Annotated in this window: 12 protein-coding genes and 1 pseudogene; 9 read left to right on the top strand and 4 right to left on the bottom strand. The window is 35.5% G+C overall.

The genetic code is table 11. The features are described from left to right. Position 1 precedes the first annotated feature (1 nt). The 9 genes and pseudogenes from moaCB to H033_RS21175 all read left to right on the top strand — a co-directional run bounded on the left by moaCB (position 2) and on the right by H033_RS21175 (position 7040). Positions 2 to 898: a bifunctional molybdenum cofactor biosynthesis protein MoaC/MoaB gene (gene moaCB, locus H033_RS0104325; RefSeq protein ID WP_026837184.1), complete on the top strand. Its 897-nt coding sequence runs from the start codon at positions 2 to 4 to the stop codon at positions 896 to 898. Continuing rightward, positions 891 to 1883 carry a GTP 3',8-cyclase MoaA gene (gene moaA / locus H033_RS0104320; RefSeq protein WP_026837183.1) on the top strand — a complete coding sequence of 331 codons (993 nt, stop codon included), beginning with the start codon at positions 891 to 893 and terminating at the stop codon, positions 1881 to 1883. Before moaCB ends, moaA begins: the two co-directional genes overlap by 8 nt. After that, complete coding sequence (glp, locus tag H033_RS0104315; protein WP_026837182.1) at positions 1883 to 3049, top strand: gephyrin-like molybdotransferase Glp; 1167 nt, start codon at positions 1883 to 1885, stop codon at positions 3047 to 3049. The genes moaA and glp overlap by 1 nt, the downstream gene beginning before the upstream one ends. A gap of 1 nt (position 3050) precedes the next feature. Continuing rightward, the gene (locus H033_RS0104310; protein ID WP_026837181.1) at positions 3051 to 3806 is read left to right on the top strand and encodes a sulfite exporter TauE/SafE family protein; all 756 of its coding nucleotides are present in this window, start codon (positions 3051 to 3053) and stop codon (positions 3804 to 3806) included. A 729-nt stretch (positions 3807 to 4535) separates the two neighbouring features. Further along, positions 4536 to 4700: a helix-turn-helix domain-containing protein gene (locus H033_RS21975; protein ID WP_231367544.1), complete on the top strand. Its 165-nt coding sequence runs from the start codon at positions 4536 to 4538 to the stop codon at positions 4698 to 4700. A 12-nt stretch (positions 4701 to 4712) separates the two neighbouring features. Beyond that, positions 4713 to 4943 (top strand): annotated as a pseudogene (locus H033_RS21970) (RNA-binding domain-containing protein); the annotation flags it as partial. Positions 4944 to 4955: 12 nt separating this feature from the next. After that, positions 4956 to 5987 (top strand): ATP-binding protein, encoded by a 1032-nt coding sequence (locus tag H033_RS19560; protein ID WP_231367543.1) that lies wholly within the window; start codon positions 4956 to 4958, stop codon positions 5985 to 5987. Positions 5988 to 6410: 423 nt separating this feature from the next. Then, a complete protein-coding gene (locus tag H033_RS0104300; RefSeq protein WP_026837180.1) occupies positions 6411 to 6710 on the top strand; it encodes a nucleotidyltransferase family protein in 300 nt (99 codons plus the stop codon). 75 nt (positions 6711 to 6785) lie between these two features. After that, positions 6786 to 7040, top strand: a complete 255-nt coding sequence (locus tag H033_RS21175) for a DUF86 domain-containing protein (protein WP_316928643.1) — start codon at positions 6786 to 6788, stop codon at positions 7038 to 7040. Positions 7041 to 7165: 125 nt separating this feature from the next. Here the strand turns inward: H033_RS21175 and H033_RS0104295 are convergent, their stop codons facing one another. The 4 genes from H033_RS0104295 to H033_RS0104275 form a co-directional block, all read right to left on the bottom strand. Further along, positions 7166 to 7555 (bottom strand): hypothetical protein, encoded by a 390-nt coding sequence (locus tag H033_RS0104295; protein WP_026837179.1) that lies wholly within the window; start codon positions 7553 to 7555, stop codon positions 7166 to 7168. Between the two features lie 781 nt (positions 7556 to 8336). Then, entirely contained in the window at positions 8337 to 9695 is a 1359-nt protein-coding gene (locus tag H033_RS0104285) for a capsule assembly Wzi family protein (protein WP_026837177.1), read from the bottom strand. Positions 9696 to 9928: 233 nt separating this feature from the next. Continuing rightward, complete coding sequence (locus tag H033_RS0104280; protein ID WP_026837176.1) at positions 9929 to 12319, bottom strand: GumC family protein; 2391 nt, start codon at positions 12317 to 12319, stop codon at positions 9929 to 9931. Between the two features lie 2 nt (positions 12320 to 12321). Next, positions 12322 to 13113, bottom strand: coding sequence for a polysaccharide biosynthesis/export family protein (locus tag H033_RS0104275; protein ID WP_026837175.1), 792 nt, complete (start codon positions 13111 to 13113; stop codon positions 12322 to 12324). Between the last annotated feature and the right edge of the window lie 213 nt (positions 13114 to 13326).

Here is a 13326-nt window from a genome sequence, read left to right as displayed (position 1 = left end):
TATGGTTGATATTACCCATAAATTAAATACGTTGAGGGAAGCTACTGCAATTTCGATAGTAAGGACTTCCAGCGAAGAAACGATAAAGGCGTTACAGGAAAATAGAGTTCCGAAAGGGAATGTTTTTGAAATGGCGAAAGCTGCAGGATTGCTCGGTGTAAAGAAAACTCCAGATCTGTTGCCAGATTGTCATCCGCTACCTATCGAATATACGGGAATAGAATATGAGATAAACGGATTGGAAATCCAGATTTCAGTTAAAGTAAAAACCATTTATAAGACAGGTGTTGAGGTGGAAGCCATGCATGGAGCAAGTATTGTAGCACTTACTATGTATGACATGCTGAAACCTATAGACAAGAATGTAGAGATCGGGACGATAAAACTTCAGAATAAAAAAGGTGGGAAATCTTCTTATAAAATTGATGCTGAAGGATTGACTGCAAAGGTCATTGTTTGTTCAGATACTATTTCGAAAGGAAAAGGAGAAGATAAAGCAGGAAAGGCCATTGTCTCAAAACTTGAAGAATTGGGAATTAAATCTGAACGGATTATTATTCCAGACGAGCCTGAAGAAATAAGATTAGCTTTAAATTCTGCAGATGCAGATATTGTGATTTTTACGGGTGGAACTGGCGTTAGTCCGCGAGACATAACTCCTGAAACTATAGAACCTATGCTGGATCTGAAACTGAAAGGCGTTGAGGAGCAAATGAGAAATTACGGTCAGCAGCGCATGCCTTATGCGATGCTTTCCAGATCTGTAGCCGGAATAAAAGACGGAAAAGTAGTCTTGGCATTACCAGGATCTACCAAAGGAGCTGCAGAATGTATGAATGCAATATTTCCGCATGTATTGCACGTTTTTAAAGTGATAGAAGGAAAAAGACATGATTGAAGAGAAAAAGAAAATAGTAGATAATTTTGGAAGAGCGCATACGTATCTCAGGATCTCCCTGACAGATCGATGTAACCTGCGTTGTTTCTATTGCATGCCAGAAGAAGGAATTGAATTGATGGAGAAATCCAATATCATGACCATTGAAGAGATCATTGCACTTGCTACAACATTTCGTGATCTGGGAGTGGATACTATTCGCCTTACCGGTGGTGAACCCTTGGTGAGAAAGAACTTTGGTTATCTGGTAGAGGAACTTGCAAAACTGGGAGTGACCCTAAAAATCACTACTAATGGAATTATGCTGGATAAATATCTGGATCTATTTCAGAAGATAGGTTTAAAAAAGATCAATCTGAGTCTGGACACTTTGGATAAGGCAAAGTCGGTTTTCATCACGAAACGGGATTATTTTGAGCGCATTTTAAAGAATATCGAAATGGCGCTGGAAATGGATATGGAAGTGAAGTTGAATATCGTGCTGATCAAAGGTGTGAATGACAATGAGATCAATGATTTTATTGAGCTTACCAGACATAAGAATCTTACTATAAAATTTATAGAATTCATGCCTTTTAAGGGCAATAAATGGGACTGGAGCAAAGGTGTTGGTAAACAAGAGATTCTGGATATCGTTTCTAAACGTTTTGGAAATATAGAAGAGTTAAAGAATCCAAAGCACAGCACTTCCTCGAATTTCAAGGTAAAAGGTCACACGGGAAGTTTTGCAATTGTAAGCACTATTACGAATCCCTTCTGCGCAGATTGTAACCGAATTCGAGTAACTGCCGATGGAAAAATGATGAATTGTCTTTTTGCAAATTCTGAAACTGATCTTCTTACTCCTATGCGTAATGGCGAAGAAATGAATGATCTTATTATAAATGCGATCAAGACCAAGAAGTTTTCTCGTGACGGTATGGATGTAAAAATGGATGCCGATCATTACGAGCAGAACAGATCTATGATCTCAATAGGAGGATAATGGTAACAATTGAAGAAGCACATAAGATTATCAAAGCTCAGAAGGTTAAGCTGAAAACAGAAACAAGGGAACTTAGTGACTGTCTTGGTTTTTCAATTTCAGAAGACATTAATGCTCGCTTTGATATGCCTTCTTTTGACAATTCTGCTATGGATGGTTATGCATTGTGCGGAATTTCTCTGGAATACACCATTGTAGGAGAAGTTGCAGCCGGTGATAAAAAGGAGTTTGAATTGAAGGAGGGTGAAGCGGTACGCATTTTTACAGGAGCAAAAGTTCCTGAAAATATTTCCGCAGTGATGATGCAGGAGAAAACTAATGTAGATGGAAGTAAACTTTCTCTGGAACAAATGCCGAAGGAAGGGTTGAATATCCGTAAGAAAGGAGAAGAGTTAACCCAAGGCCAGCTTGTTTTCAAAAAAGGAACTACGATCACTCCAGCAGGAATTGGATTGATCGGAAGTCTGGGAATCCAGAAAGTTGAGGTTTTTAGAAAGCCACTTATTAATTTGATCACTACCGGAAATGAATTGATCGCGCCCGGAAAACCAAAGGCGGAAGGACAGATCTATGAATCTAATAGTTATGCTTTGGCTGCCGCCTGTGAGCAATTCGGATTTCATTGTCACGACAAGAAGCAGATCGAAGATGATTTTGAAGCAATTAAATCGGGAATTAAAGATTCTCTGGAAACCTCGGATGTATTGATCCTATCCGGCGGAATTTCAGTTGGAGATTATGATTTTGTAAAGCAGGCACTGGAAGAGAACGGAGTGGAAGAGCAGTTCTATAAAGTCTTTCAAAAGCCTGGAAAACCGCTCTATTTTGGAAGAAAAGAAGATAAATTTGTATTCGCTTTACCAGGAAATCCTGCATCTTCCTTAAGTTGTTTCTACGTTTATGTAATGCCTTTTCTTTATCAGCTTAGCGGATCGGAAAAAAACGGATTGCAGCGATATTCTTTCCCAATTTCTCATGCTTTTGAAAACAAAGGCGATCGCCCTTCATTTTTAAAAGCAAAGATCAATAATGGAATAGTCGAGATCCTGGACGGGCAAGGTTCATCCATGATATTATCGATGGCACATGGAAACGCTATGGCTTTTATCGATGCTGAAACTTCGCTTAAAAAAGGGGAAAAGGTAGAATGTCTTCTAATCTCATAGTATGCCTATAGAATATTTGCCATTTATCTTTTTCTTTATCGCTTTATTCTACAGTTCGGTTGGTTTTGGAGGAGGCTCCAGCTATTTGGCAATCTTGAGTCTGGTAATTACCGACTTTTATGAGATACGTTCTACAGCATTGATATTGAATATCTGTGTAGTTACTATAGGAACCACGATTTATATCAAAAACGGTGTCCTAAAGCCGAAATTGCTTTGGCCATTTTTTGTACTAAGTATCCCAATGGCATATTTAGGAGCGCTGGTAAAGCTTTCGCAAAATGCATTTTTCTTGTTGTTAGGTGTTGCATTGTTATTAGCGGGAATTTTTATGCTGCTGAAACTTGTTCAAAGTAGATTAGAATCTGTAGAATTTTCTAATCCGAAGAAGCTTTTATTAGGAGGAAGTATCGGATTGCTTTCTGGTATCTCTGGAATTGGGGGAGGGATATTTTTGTCTCCTATACTAAACCTTTTAAAATGGGCAGATCCAAGAATTATCGCTTCACTGGCTTCAGTTTTTATATTGGTGAATTCTCTCGCCGGGCTTGTTGGCTTAAACGTAGCAGGAACTTTCCGCTTGGACTACGATCTTGTTTTTAAACTTATTATTGCAGTTGTACTTGGTGGAAGTCTTGGATCTTATCTTTCCAATAAAAAATTCAACTTAAAGATTTTAGGTATTCTTACAGCGGTATTAGTGTTTTATGTAGGTCTAAAACTTATTCTTGATCATGGATTTGGGATCAGGATCTGATTCTTATTTCCATTAATTTTTCTCCTCTTATCCAAAAACTATAACATGTTTTCTCTTCATTGTATTGCACTGGGAATTTTTCTGCTTTGACTTTCCAGCAATTCTTATAATTAATCTAAAGTTTTATGAAGACATAAAATAATCAAATGATGTTGTTATTTATAGGGTAAGCTATTGTTTATGAAATAATTCTATAGAATCCAGATTAAATGCAAATATTATCCTAGAAATTTTCTTTAAAAAAATCTAAAAAAATATAAGCAGTTCAAATTTACCATAACCCCACACCCTTTTTAAATCATTAGTTTTCTTGAACATTCTTCTCCCGAGATATAAGAGCCTCAAGATTAAAACTCTACATTATTTATTGATTTTTCCAGCCTGATATCTTTTTCTTCATATTAGAATCTTAATCATTTTACTATATTTGGTCAACTCGCTACGAAGAAGCTGTTGGAAACGCAGTTGTGAAATATTGCTAATCCGATCAGAGAACAATCTAAAATAGTTATCTTACTTTCCTCTCTTAATAATAAGATAGTATCATTAGCTAAGCAGATAGAAGAAAAAGGCAGTTGAAAAAACTTTAAGTCAGATGCTTCTTTAACAAGCACCGAAAGTTATTAACAATTTACAGGTCTTATTTGATGGTTATTTGACAAAACGACTACTTCAGATCTCAGAAGCCTTTAAAATCAAGGGATTCTTATTTGATGGTTATTTGATTTTATGAACAAAAAACAACTTATCTCCTTAGTAAAGGAACTGATTAAACAACCCAAAGAAAGTGAATGGGTTGAATTCAAGTTGAATTATCATTCAGCAGAAGAAATAGGCGAACGTATTTCTGCACTTGCAAATAGCGCATGTTTACTGAATTTACCATATGGATAGCTCGTTTTCGGTATTGAAGATGGCACTCATACAATTAAAGGAACCAACTTTAATGTAAAACAGAAGAAGAAAGGCAAGGAAGAACTTGAACATTGGTTAATTAACAGATTAGATCCCAAAATAGATATTTCACTTCATAATTTTGAATATTCAGAAGGAGTATTTCTTTCATTAATAATAGTTCCAGCTACAACATCCCAGCCAGTTGAATTTCTTCATAAGTCCTATATCAGAATTGGCAGTTATACACGAAGTTTGGGAGGTTTTCCTGAAAAGGAGGGTAAAATATGGAGAAAGGAAGCAATTGAGCCTCTAAATAAACATATAGCAAAAGAAAATGTTTCGGCTTCTGAAGTAATCGAATTATTAAGTAGTCAAGCATATTATGAGCTTCTTAAGTTACCGTATCCTAGCACTCGTGAAGGTGTTATCGAAAAATTTTTAACAGAAGGGTTTATTACAATAGGACAGAGCCAATTTAGCGTTACAAAGTTAGGAGCAATTTTGCTAGCTAAGAATCTTGAAGATTTTGGAGAAATAGGTAGGAAAGCCGTTAGAGTAATTGTGTATAAAGGAAAAAATAAAATAGAAACCATAAGAGAACAACATGGTAAAAGAGGTTATGCATTAGGTTTTGAAGGCCTAATTGATTGGATAAATAGTCAGCTTCCTGCAAATGAAGAGATTGGAAAAGCTTTACGACAAGAAAGTAGAATGTATCCTGAAATCGCAGTTAGAGAACTTGTAGCGAATGCATTGATCCATCAGGACTTTGAAGAAAAAGGATTTCCTATGATTGAAGTGTTTTCAGACAGAATAGAGATCTCAAATCCTGGACTTCCTTTAATTACACCTGAAAGGTTTATTGATGAGTATATTTCAAGAAATGAAAAACTAGCAGATATCATGCGGCGAATGGGAATTTGCGAAGAAAAGGGTAGCGGAATTGATAAAGTTATATTTTTTAATGAAATATATCAACTACCTGCCGTTAACTTCATAGTCTCTGAAAAAAGAACTAGAGTCACATTATATTCCTATAAGGAACTAAATAATCTTGATAAGAAAGATAAAGTAAGAGCTTGTTATCAGCATGCTTGTCTGAAATATGTTTCAAATGATAAAATGACCAATCAATCTTTAAGAGAAAGGTTTCAGATTGAGGAGAAGAATGCTGCTATAGCTTCAAGAATTTTAAAAGAAACATTGCGAGAAAAACTTATTAAGGATGATGATCCTTCTAGCAAATCAAGAAAGTATAAAAAATACATCCCATTCTGGGCTTAAATTTTTAATTCAACTGTCGTATAAACAGGAGAATAATGTTGCTACGCTTGAAGAAAGGTTGTTTTGAGATAAATAAAGTGGGGATTTTTTAAAACAAAAAACCCCATCAAAATATGAAAGGGCTTTTTAAGTACTCGAGGCGGGAGTGCTGTAAATTTCGCTTATACCATTAAATATGGGCTTCCCAGAAGGTCACTTGTGGAGTGTCACCGAATTAGACACCTTTAACTAAGATTTAACATTACTAAATTAAGTTGAATAATTCTAGATGTCAATTAACAATCAACTAAGCCAACAATACAGATGTATGTTGAGACAGTTTTCTACTCCACTTTATTTGCGAACCAGAACTGTTCTACGCATCCCTAGAAAAACTTCGGCAAATATTTTTAATTACATTTAAAAAGTTTGTATTTTCGATATATGAAAATAATCGATCAAAATAGAGATAAGATAAAGGCTTTGTGCAATAAACACAAAGTGTCGAGATTATTTGTGTTCGGTTCGGTATTCACGGAAAGATTTAAAAGAACAAGTGATGTAGACTTTATAGTCGATTTCGAGGGAATTGAATTGTATGACTACGCAGACAATTATTTTGATTTAAAAACATCGCTTGAAAAACTTTTGAAAAGACAAGTTGATTTGCTTGAAGATAAAGCAATTAAAAATCCATATTTAAGACAGTCCATCGACTCTTCAAAACAAATTATCTATGGATGAGGATTTAAAAACTTGGCTTTATGATATTTTGCAATCGATTAATGAGATTGAAGTTATTACGAGGACAGACCAAAAATTTTCGAAGATTATGTTTCGGATATAAAAACGAAAAGAGCCACTGAGCGAGATTTAGAAATTATTGGCGAAGCTGTTAATCGAATATTTAAAAAAGATAAAAACTTCAAACTTGAAAATGCTCAAAAAATTATTGGGACCCGAAATAGAATTATCCACGGATATGATATGATTTCTGATGATTTAATATGGAGTATTGTTATAAATCATCTACCAAAACTAAAAAAAGAAGTAGAATTTTTATTAAATAAATAGTGCTGTCAGCCAAGTAAGTATTATCGTAAATATCGGGAAATTATTTAAAAAGTGCCCAAAGTTCATTACCTATAGTTCTTCTATCTTCTAACAAGTCTCTTGAAAAGTTTTTGAGACCGATTCGGCTAAAACACTACACCCGAATTCATCAGAAACCAGAGCAGGGCGACACCTAGAATGCTTCCGTTAATAAGCAGGATCCAAAAATTATTAAATAGCCAGGTCTTTTCTTCTGTCCTTGCATCTACATTGGTGCTTTTATTTATTTTGAGCCTTTTGTTGTAATACAAAAAACTATCCTGTTGGATCACTTCCCGGCCTTCTTCAGAAATGGTATAAAGATCCTCCTGCAGCTTTATAAAACCAGCCTGTAAAAGATCCCTTAACACCTCTTCTTTCCAAGCTTCATATCGCCTGTTTTTGGAGATCCCTTTTTCATCTCGGATCTCATAAAGAACATTATCCATTTTGTAGTAAGAAGAAAGAATAGAAGATTTATAGGCTACTGCTGTCATATGTTAGAATATTAGGGTTCATACGTTTTTCATTAAAAATTAAATTAACAAAATTTTAAGACCAAAAGCAAACGATTAAGTGTTAAAATTATCCGCAAAGTGAAATTCGTAATCAACGCACATTATAAGTTCAATAACACAATACTAGACCAATACTTAAATTATTTGTTCAAATTCAGGATTAAAAACCAAAATTATCACTTAAAGTGAAAAATATTTTTAACATAAAGTTTTGATCTAAAACTTGAAACCAATAGGAAATTTCTTACAAATTTAAACTGGCTTTCTTAGCTTTAGAACGGCTCCATACACAGGAGCATACAGTGCCAAAAGATCGGGATGTCGAAAAAATTGAGGCCTATTAGTCTAAACTTCTACAAGTTGAGTTTGACAATAAGACTCTATATACGTGACCTACTTAGACCCTATAATAAATTAGGGTGACGAAACTTTATAATCGTCCTGCTCTACCAAAGCATTGCGAGATTCAGCATCTATTTAAATTGTAGTGAAGCGGAGGAGAATCCCATTTAAATTCTAAACTTGCCACCAATTCACAAATGCTTTTCTATCGGGAGGCGACTGAGAAAGCTCCGTCATTAAATATAACTCTCTACTCCATTGAGATCCCTCAATCGCTCTTAAAAGTAGCTCATGTCGGGATGACAATTAAATTCGTTTGTCATTTCGAAGGAGACTTTTCTCGACTGAGAAATTTCAATTTAATTGAGATCTCTCTTAAGGACGGGATAACAACTAAAGAATTAAATAAATTACTTATCTAAAAACGTTTTGAAATACTTATTCCTCCAGCATAAATAGGTTCTTTATAAGAATTAAATTCTAGGCCTAAAACCGCATCTACTTTTATAGGCAAATTTAATAACCTCCATTTTGAGTAAAAATTAAGCACATCTTCATTTAAGTCTTCGGTATTTAAAGTTGATCTATAGGTACCTTCATTATGAGCGTAACTCAGCAATATCCTATATGGAAAAGACTGAAAATAAGAAGAAAATTGACCCCCAATTCCTATATGGTGAGCAATGAATTTATTATTTATTACAAGTTGTGTTTCCTTATCGTAAGTAAAAAGGGGCAAACCTATTACTTTGTTCTTAAAAGCCCAACCTTTTGAATACGTACCATTATTAAAATAATTATCTGCTCCCCACCTGTTAACATTATGACTTTGGTGTCGTGTATAGTAAAATTCATAGATAATAGAGTTAATCAATTTATCCTCATTATTATGTTCCCAAAAAATACCATATCTACCGTCTGGCGCATTTGCAAGACGAGATCCCGAACCATCTTCAAAAATAGAATTATAGATAAGTTGCACCGAAGATTGTTTAAATTTTCTTATAACGAATAGCTCCCATGACCCTAAGTGATTTCCTAATACATTTTCCTGATCCCCAGCTCCTGCATCCTCACCACCTTGATATCCGGCAACCACTCTTAAATAATCTTCAAAACCATCTGGCTGATTTCCGAATCTTGGAGAATTCCCTCCCCATTGTGCAAAATGTTGCAATCCGGCACGAATAGAATATTTCTGATTAAAATTATAAATAAGATGGAAGTTTTTATGATGTAGAAATGCAAAATCATCTGTATGATCCGATTGATAATAATCTTCCCATGCGAAGTCGAAGCCTAGTTTCTCAGAGCTGTTAAAATAGATTGTCTCACTACTAATTTGAATACCCGTTAAAGGTCTGGCATTTAAAGACCATAAGATATTCTCATTTGTCGCACTTAAGCCATTATATAGCTCTTCCTTTTGTTTTCTACCAGCTATTACCTGAAGCCATTTATATTTAAAATCGGCATAAAGCTCATCAATAAAAACCTCATCTTTAAATGCATCTTGGTATAATACCCCTGCTCCAATTTCTAGGCTGGCATCATTCGAAATATCATATTTCATTTTTCCATTAATCCAACCTGCGATACTTGTTTCACTAGATACTCTGCCCCGCTGATTAGAATAAAACCAGAAAGGTAGATCTTCTTTGGAACTAAGCATGCCTTGTAAATTTGCTTCTCCCGAGAATTCAATTTGGGCAGACCCAGACCAGGTAACTAAAACAAGAAGTATTAGAATCTGTAAACTCTTAATAGTGTTATTCATCTAAAAAATGTTTGAGGACTTGCTGGAACTCAGTATTTAATGTGGCTCTAGTTTAGAGCAGTGTGTATGAAAAAAATATTTGCTCCCTTCCCTTGGGGAAGGGCTGGGGTTGGGATGAATCATCAAAATGACCCTCTGCTCCATTGAGATCTCTCCCTCTGGTCGAGATGACAATATCATACCAATTTCCTGTCATTTCGAAGGAGACTTTTCTCGACTGAGAAATCTCGGCTTTAAAACCTAGCCTTTAACTTTTCCCAAAATCCTTGCTTCTCAACTCCATAGGAATACCCATACTTATTCCCATATCCAAAATTGGCGATCTTCACATCATTCAACACAAAACTTACATCGTGCAGTTTTCCGTCTTTCTTAGCATCTAATGCGAAATTCAACAATTTTTTCTCTGTGTAGCCCGCTCTCGTAACATACAAGGTAAGATCTGCATACTTATTGATGAGGAAAGTATCGGTAACCAACATCACTGGTGCCGTATCTACCACGATATAATCGTAATCTTCTTTTAAGCTCTCAAACAAACTTTCTGTTCTAGATGTTCTCCATAATTCTGAAGGATTTGGGGGAACACTTCCTGAAGCCAGAAGATCAAGATCATTATGAATTTCCGATGTTTTTATAAGTGATTTTAGTTCTAATTCGGAATTCACCAAATAATCACTTATTCCCTTAAAATCTCTGGAATCCATCTCATAGCGCTGTAATTGTGGATTTCTAAGATCGGCGCCCATTATTAACACCTTATTCCCGGAATTCGCTAAGGTCAAGGCTAAATTAAATGCGGTAAAGGTTTTACCCTCCCCTTTAACCGAAGAAGTTACAAACAGTACATTGGCTCCTTTGCTAACTCCGGCATTCACCAATAAGTACTGTAAATTGGTATGCAGGATCCTAAAGGACTCGGAAAGTACAGACCTGTCATTTTTTGTGATCACCTCACTTTCTCCTCTTCCGATTCTTGGTACCTCCCCAACTAATGGGATGGCTTTTATAGCTGCCTGCATATCCTGCTGACTATGGATCTTATTATTAAGAAGTTGCTGAAGGTAAATAATAAGGAATGGAATCAAAATACCTAATATAAGCGCAGCCAGAAAAATAATCTTCTTTTTAGGGGAAACAGGTGCGTCCATACTATAGGCCCTATCCACTATTTTAGCTTTAGGAGCAGTTACCGCTAGTGATAAACTTGTCTCCTCTCTTTTTTGCAATAAGAACAAATACAAAGCTTCTTTGATATTTTGTTGACGTAATATCCCTCTAAATTGTTTCTCTTTCCCTGGTACCGATGCAATCTGGGAACCAATTACCCCAGCCTGTTTGTCAAGATCTTCTTTGGCGATTTTTAAATTCGCACGCATTTGCAATAGACTTTGCAGCACATTTCCTTTAATTTGAGAGATCTGAGAATTTAGATCTATGATCACAGGGTTTTTTGGAGTAGAACCTCTTAAGATTCTATTGCGCTCCAAGACAATATTATTATATTCTGAAATAACAGAATTCACACCAGTTTCCGAGATTCCTAAATTAGAAGGTAACAGATCTGATTCTGAATCTTTTGAGACATAGTCGATCATCGCATTGCTCAGCTCCAATTGCGTGTTTACATCCTGACGCTTTTTATTGAAATCGCTAGCGTTCTCAATGAACATCTCAGATTCGGCTTCGATATCTGTTAGTTGATTTGATTCTTTAAATTCTTCTTTTCCCGTTTCTACCGAATCTAATTCCCCGGTAATTATAGATAACCTATCCTCAATAAATTTTGCAGTATTTATAGCAACCAGATTTTTATCTTCAATGGCTTGTCTATTATATTCAAAAATTAACTGATCTAAAATTGCACGAGCCTTTGACTTAACCGGATCATTTAAATTCAGTTCTATTAAACTGGAATTTTTTTCGGTTAAGTTCAATTGAATCTTTTTTCGGTAGTTGGAAGCAGTAGCATCTATAGTTGAAAAAGAAATCGAGATCTCATCATCTGTCTCTTCCTTTTCAATAAAATCAGGATTTTTATTTATAATGATGGTTGCAAATTTCAGATCTATGGGTGTTCCATATTTCCCGGTTATATCTTTTTCTGAAAATCCATCTTGAATTGTAAAGCTCTCCTCTCCCACTTCGGTAAAATCGAATTCCAAAGCTTCTTTTTCTTGATTGTCTTTCAATTTATTTTCATCCAGATTAAGGACAAGGATCTCTATAGGTTTATTCTCATAAATTTCAGAAGTAAGCACATCTCCTTCAACAAATACACGAACATTCAATTGCAATTGTTTGGTGACATCGGTAATAAGTTGCTTAGAACGTAAAATTCCCATTTCGTTTTCTATACCGCTTCCGCCCATTCCCCTTAATAAGCCAAGGCCCTCAAAGGCTTCAAGACCAGGGACATTCCCTCCTTTTTCTTCATCTTTTACAATAATTGTGGCTGTAGATTGAAATATAGGTGCTGTATAACGCAAATACACGAATGCAATTATTAAACATAGAAAAACACTTATAAGGAACCAAGGCCAGTATCTAAGATACTTTTCTAATTCTTCGCGCAGGTTGATTTCTTCTTCCTGCTGATTGTGGGGTGTAGGTTGTTGGGACATAATTATCTTGCTATCAAAACTATTAGGGAAATTAAAACGGAGGCAACAGAAATATAAACCGAGGAATTCCTGTTATAGCCAGCGCCTTGTTTTTGTGCATTATTAGGCTCTATATATACTACATCATTCTGTTTTAAATAATAGAACGGGGAATTTATAACGTTTGCATCTGTCATATCTAAATAGGCATGAATTTTAGAACCATTCTCTTCCCGCATCACTAATACATTTTCACGCTGTCCATAAATACTCATATCTCCTGCAAGTCCTAAAGCTTTAGGAAGGCTCAAATACTCATCTTGCACACTAAAAGTACCGGGCCTGTTCACCTCTCCAAGAATACTGACCTGAAAATTCACTATGCGAACAATTACTATGGGTTCCTTTACATATTCTGAAATCTGCATTTTCAACTTTGCCGCAAGTTCTTGTCTATTTAAACCTTCAACTTGCACTGTCCCTAACTGCGGAAACACTATGCTCCCATCGCTATCTACCAGAAAAGGCTGAAGTTGTGGAGTACCACCTACTCTTAATCCGGCATCACCGCCACCTGATGCAACTCCAATAACCGGAAGATTAAAAGGCTGAGCAGCCACCATATTATAAGCAGAAACAGAAATGGTAAGCAGATCATTTGGTTTGATCTTCAGGCTGTTTTTAGAGGTATCAACTTGTTGTTGCACTTCATCCAGACCTTGAAAATAGGTGATCTTTTTTCCGGAAACACAGGAAGAAAATACTATTAGAAGTAAGCCAACAAATAGAAATTTTATTTTGATTAGGGAATTCATTTTATTTTAATTTTTGCGAATATAAGGTTTATGTTTAATCTTGTAGGCTGTAATCAGTGAGTAGTGAGGAGTAGGTTCTATTGTTTATTGTTTATTCGTTGCACTCAGGAATATAAAAACTCCCAAGCTTGTCATTCTGAACGCAGTGAAGAAACCCGCGTAATCTTAGGACAAATCATGTTTTAAAGTCGATAAAAGTTTCACTACTCATCT

It is taken from the genome of Gillisia sp. JM1 (assembly GCF_000424645.1).
In the GTDB taxonomy this organism is placed as follows: Bacteria; Bacteroidota; Bacteroidia; order Flavobacteriales; family Flavobacteriaceae; genus Gillisia.
The sequence above is the reverse complement of the archived record's forward strand: the minus strand, read 5'-3'. Positions and strand labels throughout refer to the sequence as shown.

Coding starts and splice junctions, on each gene's coding strand:
- H033_RS0104275 (WP_026837175.1), bottom strand. CDS start 13,113: ATGAATTCCCTAATCAAAATAAAATTTCTATTTGTTGGCTTACTTCTA.
- moaCB (WP_026837184.1), top strand. CDS start 2: ATGGTTGATATTACCCATAAATTAAATACGTTGAGGGAAGCTACTGCA.
- moaA (WP_026837183.1), top strand. CDS start 891: ATGATTGAAGAGAAAAAGAAAATAGTAGATAATTTTGGAAGAGCGCAT.
- H033_RS0104285 (WP_026837177.1), bottom strand. CDS start 9,695: ATGAATAACACTATTAAGAGTTTACAGATTCTAATACTTCTTGTTTTA.
- H033_RS21975 (WP_231367544.1), top strand. CDS start 4,536: ATGAACAAAAAACAACTTATCTCCTTAGTAAAGGAACTGATTAAACAA.
- H033_RS0104310 (WP_026837181.1), top strand. CDS start 3,051: ATGCCTATAGAATATTTGCCATTTATCTTTTTCTTTATCGCTTTATTC.
- H033_RS0104295 (WP_026837179.1), bottom strand. CDS start 7,555: ATGACAGCAGTAGCCTATAAATCTTCTATTCTTTCTTCTTACTACAAA.
- H033_RS0104280 (WP_026837176.1), bottom strand. CDS start 12,319: ATGTCCCAACAACCTACACCCCACAATCAGCAGGAAGAAGAAATCAAC.
- glp (WP_026837182.1), top strand. CDS start 1,883: ATGGTAACAATTGAAGAAGCACATAAGATTATCAAAGCTCAGAAGGTT.
- H033_RS0104300 (WP_026837180.1), top strand. CDS start 6,411: ATGAAAATAATCGATCAAAATAGAGATAAGATAAAGGCTTTGTGCAAT.